General features: G+C 79.1%; 2 protein-coding genes. Both read right to left on the reverse strand.

From position 1 onward, the window contains the following. Positions 1 to 171: 171 nt before the first annotated feature. A complete protein-coding gene (locus ACRYM2_RS23105; RefSeq protein WP_432525042.1) occupies positions 172 to 834 on the reverse strand; it encodes a GerMN domain-containing protein in 663 nt (220 codons plus the stop codon). Beyond that, a partial coding sequence (locus ACRYM2_RS23110) for a HAMP domain-containing sensor histidine kinase (RefSeq protein WP_432525043.1) occupies positions 831 to 1942 on the reverse strand: 1112 nt, incomplete at its 5' end. The genes ACRYM2_RS23110 and ACRYM2_RS23105, both read right to left, overlap by 4 nt.

Below are 1942 nucleotides of genomic sequence, written 5' to 3' on the forward strand. Positions count from 1 at the left end.
CGTGCGGGCGGGCCGCGGCGCCCGCACGCGCTCACGAGCAGGACGGCCAGCAGCCCGGTCCGAGCGAGGCGGGAGGAGGTCACGGCGGTTCGACGCAGCCGGTCCACCGCCCGTTCCGCCGACGGGAGCGACGTGGGCGGCGCCGGCTCCCCGCCCGTCCCGACCCTCGCCTCACGGGGCGGGCGCGGCGCCCGCCGGGTCCCGCAACGAGCCGTAGTCGTCGGCGCGCAGCGGTTCGGCGGTGCGCTGCCCACCCGGCAGCGGGACCTCCAGCACCTGCCCGTCGCGCACCAGCTGCACCGCCTGGACGCCGGGGGTGCTGGTGGCCGTCAGCACCACCTGCGCGATCGCCAGCGGCAGCCGGTCGGCGGCGAGGTTGTCCCCCAGGCCGCCGACCGTGATGTGCGCGACCCCCTCGTGCAGCCCGTCCACGCCCAGCGCGACGCCCGGTCCCAGCGCGCTGGCCAGGCCGCGGGCGCGTTCGCCCTCGTCGGGACCGGCGCTCAACCGCTGCAGCAGCGCGCTCAGCACCGCCGCCTCGCCGGAGCCCACCGCGCCGGGGTCCGCGGGCACGGGCTCCGGGACGAGCACGGGCAACGGCACGAGCAGCTGCTCGGTGGTGAGGAAGTACGCCTGCGGGCCGGAACCGGTGCTGGCCGCCGCCCCTCCGTCGGCGGTGGGAGGCTGCTTCGGGTCCAGCAGGCCGTGGGGCACCTCGCCGGAGGTGATCGTCCGCGGCTGCCCGTCGGTGGGGGTGCCGCACGCGCCGGCGGCGCTGAGCGCACCGGCTGCCAGAGCTGCCGCCGCCAGCACCCGCACCGCCCGCGCCCTCACCGCTCCTCCCGTGCACGCGGTGGGACGCTCAGCGCGCTCCCGTTCACGCCGTCGGCGGCGCCCTCCGCAGTGCCGCCCGCGACGGCGCCGGCAGCGCCGGAACCGCCGGAACCGCCGGAACCGCCGTCGGCGGCCGGCAGCCGCACGACGAAGCGCGCCCCGCCGAGCGGGGAGGTGGTGCAGCGCACCGCACCCGCGTGCGCGCGCACGCTCTCGGCGACCAGGCTCAGGCCGAGCCCCGAACCGGGCAGCGAGCCGCGCGAACCGGCGCGCGCGAAGCGCTCGAAGATGCGCTGGCGCTCGGCCGGCACGACCCCGGGACCGGCGTCGTCGACGAGCACCTGCACCCACGGGCCGTCGCGCTCGACCTGGACCGCGAGCAGTCCTCCGCCGTGCCGGTCGGCGTTGTCGAAGAGGTTGGCCAGCGCCCGGCTGATCTGCTGCGCGTCGACCTGCACCGGGAACCCGGTGCCCCCGCCGCTCGCACCGGCTCCGGGGCCGGGCACGCGCACCGGCACCCCCGCGCGCCCGCTGCCCTCCAGCACCTGGTGCACCAGCGCGACGGCGTCCACCCGCGTCCGCTCCCGCGCGCCGGCGCCGGACTCCAGGCGCCCCAGCTCCAGCAGGTCGTCCAGGGTGCGGGCGAAGCGGTCCAGCTCGCGCCCCACCAGGTCGAGGGCGCGCTGCGAGCGCGGCGGCAGTTCCTCGCGGCGGCGCTGCAGCAGCGCCACGCTGGTCACCAGGGTCGTCAACGGCGAGCGCAGCTCGTGGCTGACGTCGGAGCTGAAGCGCGCCTCGCGCTGGATCTGCTCCTCCAGGGCCTCGACCATGCTGTTGAACGCGCCGACGATGGTGGCCAGGTCGGGGTCGTCGGTGGGCGGCAGCCGGGTACCGGTCTCCCCGCCGGCGATGCGGGCGGCGGTGCGGGCCACCGCGTGCAGCGGTGCGACCGCCCGCCCGGAGGCCCACACCCCCAGCAGCGCGCCACCGGCGGCGGTGGACAGCGCGAAGGCGCCCAGGGGGGGGGGGGGGGGGGCGCGGGGGGGGGGGGGGGGCGGGGCGTCCGCGGCGGCGGGGGACTTCTCTGACACGGCGGGGGCGGGGCACG

Origin of the sequence: Kineococcus aridisoli (assembly GCF_050871885.1) — a bacterium.
GTDB lineage: Bacteria > Actinomycetota > Actinomycetes > Actinomycetales > Kineococcaceae > Kineococcus.